General features: G+C 67.3%; 11 protein-coding genes. 6 read left to right on the top strand and 5 right to left on the bottom strand.

Annotated elements, in window-relative coordinates; all coding sequences use genetic code 11:
* Positions 1–91: 91 nt before the first annotated feature.
* Positions 92–268, bottom strand: coding sequence for a hypothetical protein (locus ACZ3HV_RS44300; protein ID WP_465693893.1), 177 nt, complete (start codon positions 266–268; stop codon positions 92–94).
* Between ACZ3HV_RS44300 and ACZ3HV_RS44295 the strand changes: the two genes are divergently transcribed.
* Positions 216–650, top strand: a complete 435-nt coding sequence (locus tag ACZ3HV_RS44295; RefSeq protein WP_465693891.1) for a COG4315 family predicted lipoprotein — start codon at positions 216–218, stop codon at positions 648–650. The two genes, ACZ3HV_RS44300 and ACZ3HV_RS44295, sit on opposite strands and share 53 nt — an antisense overlap.
* 52 nt (positions 651–702) lie before the next feature.
* Here the strand turns inward: ACZ3HV_RS44295 and ACZ3HV_RS44290 are convergent, their stop codons facing one another.
* Positions 703–975, bottom strand: a complete 273-nt coding sequence (locus ACZ3HV_RS44290) for a DUF1905 domain-containing protein (RefSeq protein WP_465693887.1) — start codon at positions 973–975, stop codon at positions 703–705.
* 362 nt (positions 976–1337) lie between these two features.
* On the opposite strand from ACZ3HV_RS44290, the gene ACZ3HV_RS44285 reads away from it, so the two are divergent.
* Complete coding sequence (locus ACZ3HV_RS44285) at positions 1338–2096, top strand: DUF6653 family protein (RefSeq protein WP_465693886.1); 759 nt, start codon at positions 1338–1340, stop codon at positions 2094–2096.
* Here the strand turns inward: ACZ3HV_RS44285 and ACZ3HV_RS44280 are convergent.
* A complete protein-coding gene (locus ACZ3HV_RS44280) occupies positions 2053–2730 on the bottom strand; it encodes a haloacid dehalogenase type II (RefSeq protein ID WP_465693885.1) in 678 nt (225 codons plus the stop codon). The two genes, ACZ3HV_RS44285 and ACZ3HV_RS44280, sit on opposite strands and share 44 nt — an antisense overlap.
* Before the next feature lie 50 nt (positions 2731–2780).
* Here ACZ3HV_RS44280 and ACZ3HV_RS44275 point away from each other — a divergent pair, with 50 nt between their 5' ends.
* Complete coding sequence (locus ACZ3HV_RS44275) at positions 2781–3362, top strand: TetR/AcrR family transcriptional regulator (RefSeq protein WP_465693883.1); 582 nt, start codon at positions 2781–2783, stop codon at positions 3360–3362.
* Positions 3363–3458: 96 nt separating this feature from the next.
* Here the strand turns inward: ACZ3HV_RS44275 and ACZ3HV_RS44270 are convergent, their stop codons facing one another.
* Positions 3459–3731: a hypothetical protein gene (locus tag ACZ3HV_RS44270; protein ID WP_465693890.1), complete on the bottom strand. Its 273-nt coding sequence runs from the start codon at positions 3729–3731 to the stop codon at positions 3459–3461.
* Between the two features lie 294 nt (positions 3732–4025).
* Between ACZ3HV_RS44270 and ACZ3HV_RS44265 the strand changes: the two genes are divergently transcribed.
* From ACZ3HV_RS44265 to ACZ3HV_RS44255, 3 genes are all read left to right on the top strand, one after another.
* Entirely contained in the window at positions 4026–4241 is a 216-nt protein-coding gene (locus ACZ3HV_RS44265) for a COG4315 family predicted lipoprotein (RefSeq protein ID WP_465693882.1), read from the top strand.
* A 17-nt stretch (positions 4242–4258) separates the two neighbouring features.
* The gene (locus tag ACZ3HV_RS44260) at positions 4259–5125 is read left to right on the top strand and encodes an alpha/beta fold hydrolase (protein WP_465693881.1); all 867 of its coding nucleotides are present in this window, start codon (positions 4259–4261) and stop codon (positions 5123–5125) included.
* Between the two features lie 104 nt (positions 5126–5229).
* Positions 5230–5352 carry a hypothetical protein gene (locus tag ACZ3HV_RS44255; protein WP_465693880.1) on the top strand — a complete coding sequence of 41 codons (123 nt, stop codon included), beginning with the start codon at positions 5230–5232 and terminating at the stop codon, positions 5350–5352.
* A gap of 11 nt (positions 5353–5363) precedes the next feature.
* Here the strand turns inward: ACZ3HV_RS44255 and ACZ3HV_RS44250 are convergent, their stop codons facing one another.
* On the bottom strand, positions 5364–6548 hold the full coding sequence (locus tag ACZ3HV_RS44250) for an RNA polymerase sigma factor (RefSeq protein WP_465693889.1): 1185 nt from the start codon (positions 6546–6548) through the stop codon (positions 5364–5366).
* Positions 6549–6556: the final 8 nt, after the last annotated feature.

Raw genomic sequence — 6556 nt, 5'->3', positions numbered from 1 at the left:
GTGGCGACGCCGCCACCAAGCCCGCGCCCGCGACTGCCACCACCGCCATCAGGCAGGCCAACTCGCCTGATCACGAACTACGGCTGGAGTACTAGATCGGAGTTGGTTCTGTGCGCGTGGTCGTCGTACTCGCTGTCTGCGGACTGCTGCTGGCCGGTTGTGGCAGCGACTCCGGAGCGGAGTCCCCACCAGCGGCGACGCCGTCCTCGGCCACGCTGCCTTCGTCACCCCAGCCGTCGCCGAGCGTCACTTCGACTTCGCCAGGCAAACGTCCCACCTCGCCCGCGCCCGCCGGGACGGGCGTCAAGACCGCCGCCAGCGACTTCGGGGTGATCTTGTTCGACAGCACAGGTCAGGCGATCTACCTGTTCGACAAGGAGAACTCGGCGACGTCGGCCTGCTACGGCGCCTGCGCGGAGGCCTGGCCACCGGTGCTGACGAAGGGACCGCCGAAGGCGCTCGGCGCGGTGAAGCAGTCGCTGCTCGGTACGACGAAGCGCACCGACGGCACCACCCAGGTCACCTACGGCGGACATCCGCTGTACTTCTACGCCCACGAGGCCAAGAACGAGGTGAAGTGCCACAACATCGAGGGCTTCGGCGGCCTGTGGCTCGCCGTCACCACTACCGGCCGAGCAGCCCCAGCCTGACGGCGTCGCCACCATCCTCACTGTCGTTGCTTAAAGCAACGCTCAGACCCGCCTATTCTTCCAGCAGGAGCTGCACCTGGTCACCGACATCTGCGCCTGCCGACTTCAGCGCCGCCTTGCTCACACCCACGCAGAAGCCGCCGCCTGCGACGAGCATGGTGCTGCCGGTGAACGTGGCGCCGTTCAGAGTTCCGGTGACACGTCGCTGCCGGCGCCCGCCGAGCTCGGGGACCACCTCTGCCGGGATGTCGACAACGGCAAGTCCTCCTGGCTTGTCCTCCCGCCACCGCCGCACGGTGCCGTTGATCTCGACTGTCGTGCCCATGTCTTCTCCAGGTCGCCTCGAGTGGATGGCTGATCGCCACCGGCTCTTGGTGGCGTCATCCTGAGCAGTCATGTACAGGGCGGTGTGCAGCCCCACCTCACCCTGCGCCGACCGTAGAAGTGAGTCAACACAAGCCTGCGGCAGGATGGTTGGAGAGATCGACTGTCCCGAACGGTGCGGCGGCTCCGACTAGGGGGAGCGGCCTGATCGGTGGCTGCGCTTCAGGGAGGTGTCCAGTGAAGTACATGATCATGATGGCCGGCGGTGTCGGCGAGAGTGTGCAGGACCGGTCGCCGGTGTGGATCGGAGGTTTGATGACCCTGATCATGGGCACCGACGGCGAGCTGCGGGAGTAGGGCGGGTTGGTCGACTCGCAGAAGCTCGCCGACCCGGCGACCGCGAAGACTGTGCGGTTCGTGGACTCCAGGGCGATTCCGACCGACGGGCCGTTCGCGGAGGTGACGGAGTCGGTGGCCGGGTACTGGATCGTCGAGGGGACCGAGGAGCGTGCGCTGGAGATCGCGGCCAGGGGCCCAGTACACCGAGTACCCGATGGAGGTCCGCCAGCTGATGGATCAGCCGCCGGACCTGTGACATCGACGAGCGGAAGGCTGACCATGTCCCGATTCGGCGGGATCAAACGGAAGGTGTTCGCCAGGCACTCCAACCCCTGGAGCGCCTGGACCCGGTGGGCGAGCACACCGCTCGTGTTCGTGCCGGTGTGGAATCGGCGCTGGGGCCAGGCCGCCCTGGTGGCGGCCTGGATGGCTGTGAACCCGATCGTCTTTCCCGTGCCGCGGCACAACCGGGCGTGGTCCACCCGGGCTGTGTTGGGTGAAGAACTGTGGATCACCGAACGCCCGCGCGACAAGGCAATGGCCGTCAACGCTGCGGCCAGCGTCGCCGGAGTGATCGCACTGGCGGCCGCCAGAAAGCGCCGGCCGGCACCGGTCGCGGTGGCCATCGTCGCGCAGATGGCCCTGACACTCGATTACTGGCGGCTGATGGCCGAGTACTACGAGCGGTCCCAGTGCCACCGCGATCGGCGCGAACCTGCCCGGCGCCGGCTGATGGGCATCACGTTGGGTGTACCTGATCGGCCAGGTCCTCGAAGTCTGTGACGAGCAGGTCTGGAGCCAAGAAGGTTTTTGGGTACGGTGTGCGGCGCCGGTCGACGTACCAGCCTTGCAGTCCGGCTCGCTTGGCTCCGTCGATGTCCCATGGATGTACTGCTGCGAGTGCCATTCGCTCGACGGGTACGCCGCACACCTCGGCGGCGTACTCGTACGCGGCCCGGTGTGGCTTCCAGCGACCTGGCTGCGTCACGTCGAGTCGGTGCTCGAGCAGTGGGAGCAGGCCGGCATCGGCGAACATCTGCTCGGACATTGCGGCGGTTCCGTTGGTCAGGGTCACGATCCGCAGCCCGAGTTCGTGCAGGCGCCGTAGACCGGGAACGACATCCGGGTGCAGGTCGAGCTGGGTGAACCCGGAGAGCACGCCCCGGATCGTCTGGTCTGTGGGTTCGATCCCGGCTGCGGAGAGTTGAGCGGCCAGGACGTCCGCGGCGATCGCGCCGAACTCGGCCGTTGCGCCGGCCGCGGTGAGGGCGAAGCCGTCGCGCAGGGTCGCGGCGAACCAGGTGTCCAGGCTGTGCCCCGGTAGTCCGGCGGCCTCGAATCGCCGGCGCAGCGGCGTCAGGTCGGACAATGTCTCGTTGACGTCGAGTACCAGCACGTCGGGTTCGTTTGCGCTCATGATGACCTCGCCTTATCTTGGACTAGTCGTTCCAAGATAGGGGGTGTCTGGTGGCCGATGTCAAACACTTCGATCCCGATCGAGTGCTGGCCGCGGCGGAGTTGGTGTTCTGGCAACGAGGCGCCGGCTCGACCGGGATCAGCGACGTACTGACCGCGACCGGGCTGAGCAGATCGAGTCTCTACAACGCCTTCGGCGGCAAGGACGACCTGTACGAGCGGGCCCTGCGGCGCTATCTCGATGAGCGGTCGCGGCCGATGTTCGCCCGCCTGGCCGTGGATCGGCGGGGATTGGCCGCGATCAGTGCCTTCTTCTCCCGGTTGATCAGGATGCGCTGCTCGGGTGAGTTCGCCGGCTGGGGTTGTCTGGTGTCCAACGCCCACCTGGAGGATCCGTCCCCTGGCGCCAAGACAGTGCTGGACGAACATCAGGCCGCACTGAGTCTTGCCCTCCACGCCGCGCTGAAGGTTGCCGACGACAAGGATCAGCTGCGGCCCGGTCTGGATCTGGCCGCCACTGCGGAGCACCTCACGCTGCTGGCGTACGCGATCAACCTACGCTCTCGTGTCGGCGTCGAGGCCGAACCTCTGCACGCCGCCGTACGGGCGGCCCTGGTCCCACTAGCTACCTGAATCCGTACTGCGGTCTGAGAGCTTGTCGGTCGACGAGTGGGTGCTGTGCCGTGAGGGTGGCCGGCTGCGACTGGCACGCTGACGTCGCACCCGACGTTACGTTGATAGCAGCAACGGCATGGTCAGCGGGGACGCCGCCAGTAAGGCGATGGCTTCGACTCGGGTCAAGACCAGTCCGCGGCGGAGCAGCATCCAGGCCAGGCCGCGGGTGAGGATCATCGTGATGCTTAGGGCAACAGTTGCCTTGCCGGGCGTGGCCGAGCCGGAGGCGAATCCGATCACCGCGCCACCGACGAGGCTGTTGAACAGGTTGCTGCCGAACAAGTTCCCGACCACCAGATCCGACTCGCCGCGACGCTGGGCCTGGATCGTGGACCTGCTCCGTGTTCTGACGCCTTACGGGTCCATGACGGTGCCTGCTGGAGAGTCGCATCGGCGGTACTGTCGGAGAGACCGAATGCGCCCTGCGTTGGAGCTGGTTCGGATGCGTGCGATCGTGATCTCCACTGCCTGCGGGCCTGTCCTGGCCGGCTGTGGCAGTGATCCGAGCGCTGAGCCACCACGACCGCGTCGGCCGCGGGACAGGCGATCTACTTGTTCTACAAGGAGACGTCCGCAGCCTCGGCGTGCTACGGATCCTGTGCCCAGGCGTGGCCACCAGTGGTGACTGCCGGGCGACCGGTGGCTGTCGGCGGGGTGAAGCAGGCTCTCCTCGGTACGACGAAGCGCACCGACGGCACCACCCAGGTCACCTACGGTGGGCACCCGCTCTACTACTACGCCCACGAGGGGAAGAACGAGGTGAAGTGCCACAACATCGAGGGCTACGGTGGGTTGTGGCTGGTCGTCACCCCTTCCGGTGACGCAGCACCGGTCTGAGCGGTGGGGGTGATCCAGTGAGGGTTGACGAGGTGTTGGCAGCTCATCGTGGCGCCGGGCGGGAGTTCACGGCCGGCGGCGTACGGAGTTTCGTCCTCGAGGACGGGCCGTCGGATGCGGAGCCGGTCGTCTGCTTGCACGGTGTACCGGCCTCTTCTTTCGTCTACCGTTCGGTGTTGCCTGAACTCGCCCAGCGTGGGTTGCGCGGGATCGCCTTCGACCTGCCCGGTCTGGGTCTGGCCGCGCGACCGGACGATTTCGACTACTCGTGGACCGGGCTCGGCGGCTGGGCGGCGTCCGCGCTCGACGCGCTCGGGCTTGACCGGGTTCACCTCGTGGTCCATGACATCGGCGGACCTGTCGGTTTCGAGTTCGCGGCCGCCGCGCCCGACCGGGTCCGTTCCATCCTCCTGCTCAACACGATCGTTGCCGTCGACACCTTTCGTCGTCCGTGGGTGATGGAGCCTTTCGCCCACCGTGTCCTGGGGCGGGCCTGGCTGACGGTGGCACAAGCACCTTGGGTGTTCCGCACGCTGATGCGGACGATCGGTTTCGGTCCCGGCGTACCGACGGAGGCCGTCGACGCGCACTTGCGACTGCTGCTTGGAGACGACGACGGTCGCGCCTTCTTGCGGATCATGCGCTCGTTCGAGCGAACAGTCGACAAGCGGCGGCGCTATGAGGCGGTGCTCGGCTCCGGTGAGCGGCCGGTGGGGATGTTGTGGGGCAGCAAGGACACTGCCTTGCCGCTGCGCACGTACGGCGTGCAGGCGCGTCTCGCGGCCCGGCTCGACGACATCCCCACGGTTCCCGGCAAGCATTTCCTCCAGGAGGACTTCCCGGCCGAGATCGCCGCAGCCGTCGCCGCTCTGGCCGATCGCTGACCGGCGAGGCCGAAGCTCGTTGCCGGGCCGCGTCGGCGGTTTCCACCCTTGCCAACGACCTCGTCGTACCGCTGCAGCTGAGCACGCCGTACGGCGAGCTCGACTTGTTGTATGCGGCAACGGTCTTCGGATCGCCGCGCGACGTCACCCTCGACGAGATCGCGATCGGGACCTTCTTCCCGGGCAACTCCACTACGGCCGCCATCCTCCGATCACTGGCGGCTTGAGAGCGGACTCGTCAGGTGGTTTTGGCGCGGTGTTGGAGGTAGCGGCGTTCGGGGCCTTCTGGGGCGAGCGATGCGGCGGTGTGGAAGGCGTGTGCGGCGTCGTGGGTGTGGCCTTGTCGGTGGAGGAATTCGGCCCGTGCCGCGTGGAAGGGGTAGTAGCCGGGGAGGTCGAGTTGGTCGATCTCGTGGAGTCCTCGGGCCGGGCCATGGACCTCGCCGACTGCGACTGCGCGGTTGAGGGCGACGACCGGGGTGGCGGCGACGGCGATGAGTTGGTCGTACAGGGTGAGGATCTGTTTCCAGTCGGTGTCGGCGAACGTGCCGGCGTCGGCGTGCACCGCGGCGATGGCTGCCTCCAGCTGGTAGCGGCCGGGCTGGTTGCGGCGCAGGCACCAGCGGACGAGGTTGTGTCCTTCCCGGATCAGATCGCGGTCCCACAGCAGGCGGTCCTGATCGCGCAGCACAACGAGCTCGCCGGCGCTGTCGGTGCGGCTTGGTCGTCGAGCCTGGGTGAGCAGCATGAGGGCGAGGAGCCCGGCGACCTCGGGCTCGTCGGGCATGAGCAGTCGGAGCGTTCGGCCCAGCTCGATCGCTGACTCGGACAGGTCCGGGGAGCCATCGGCCTGGCTGTATCCGGTGGTGTAGGTCAAGTAGACGGTGGCGAGGACCGTGCGGAGCCGATCGGGCAGTTCGGTGTCGTCGGGGATCCGGTAGGGGATGTTCGCGGCTTTGATCTTGTGTTTGGTTCGCACCAGGCGTTTGGCCATGGTCGGTTCGGTGGTGAGGAATGCCCTGGCGACGTCGGCGGTCGACAGGCCGCACAGCAGCCGTAAGGTCAGTTCGACCTGGCTCTGTGGGGCGAGTGCTGGATGGCAACAGGTGAAGATGAGACGCAGCCGGTCGTCAGGCACGGTGCCGGTTGCGGTCGCCTCATTGGTGGTCGTCCGGAGCAATTCGTTGCCTCGGGCATCGCGACGTACCTTGTCGATCGCGCGGTTTCGTGCGGTGACGGTGATCCAGCCGCCCGGGTTGGGCGGGATTCCGTCGGCGGGCCAGCGCCGTACGGCGATCGCGAACGCGTCCTGGACCGCGTCTTCGGCCAGGTCGATGTCGCCAAAGATCGCGACCAGGGCAGCGACGGACCGGCCGGACTCCGCGCGGAAGATCCGGCCGATCGACTCGCGGTCGGCCACCATGGGAGCTA

The sequence above is a fragment of the Kribbella sp. NPDC020701 genome (assembly GCF_055562215.1).
The sequence above is the reverse complement of the archived record's forward strand: the minus strand, read 5'-3'. Positions and strand labels throughout refer to the sequence as shown.